Source organism: Acinetobacter lactucae (genome assembly GCF_013344765.1).
Classification (GTDB): domain Bacteria; phylum Pseudomonadota; class Gammaproteobacteria; order Pseudomonadales; family Moraxellaceae; genus Acinetobacter; species Acinetobacter lactucae_A.
On record NZ_JABVBF010000470.1, the window covers coordinates 1 to 255 of the forward strand.

1 pseudogene is annotated in these 255 nt (G+C 53.3%); it reads right to left on the reverse strand.

The features are described 5' to 3' along the window. Positions 1–255 (reverse strand): annotated as a pseudogene (locus HUN22_RS17890) (hypothetical protein); the annotation flags it as partial.

A 255-nucleotide genomic window follows, 5' to 3' on the forward strand; every position in this document is an offset into this window, starting at 1 on the left:
CCGCTACATTGCTGATGTTGGTGTTCGCCGCATCAATGCCTGACTTGGTCACACTCGGGCCACCTGTAACGGTTAAACCGTTGCTGTCCAGCTTGCTGTCACCCGCAGTCACACTGGTAACCGTAATATCATCGGCCAGGTTGTAGTTGATCTGGTTGTCCGCCCCCGCTGTAATCTCGATGTTGCCATCAGTATTTGCGTAGTCAACCGTCTCGCCCAACTTCACATTGTCCGATGTGCCACCTTGTGCACTGA